The organism is Marinobacter sp. UBA2498 (assembly GCF_002341575.1).
Classification (GTDB): domain Bacteria; phylum Pseudomonadota; class Gammaproteobacteria; order Pseudomonadales; family Oleiphilaceae; genus Marinobacter; species Marinobacter manganoxydans.
In genome coordinates, this window is record NZ_DDOI01000040.1 from 2482 (window position 1) to 2896 (window position 415).

A 415-nucleotide genomic window follows, 5' to 3' on the forward strand; every position below is an offset into this window, starting at 1 on the left:
CACGCCTCACGGTTTCCGGCAGGCGTACCACTAACTCAAAGCGACGGTCACCCTCGTAGATCAGGCCCGCGTTCTCACCGCCAACACCGGTTGCCACCAGCGCTTGCACGTCTTCGACATTCAGGCCGTAGCGCGATAATGCCATGCGCTTGGGGTGCACCGATAACATCGGCTGCCCCGTGACCTGTTCGACTAGAATATCCTCCGCGCCTTCAACGGTCTCAAGCACCTCCTGAACGGCCTTTGCCGACGCCAACAGTTGATCCATATCATCACCAAACACCTTGATCCCGAGATCAGCCCGAACACCGGAAATCAGCTCGTTAAAGCGCATTTCGATGGGCTGTGTGAACTCGTATTTGTTGCCAGGCAGTTGGGTCACGGCTTCTTCGATCTCCGCCACCAGTTGATCCTT

At 56.9% G+C, this 415-nt stretch carries 1 protein-coding gene; it reads right to left on the reverse strand.

Translation table 11 applies throughout. From position 1 onward, the window contains the following. On the reverse strand, nucleotides 1-415 hold a 415-nt coding region (locus tag B2W52_RS04365), incomplete at both ends, for an efflux RND transporter permease subunit (RefSeq protein WP_286801545.1).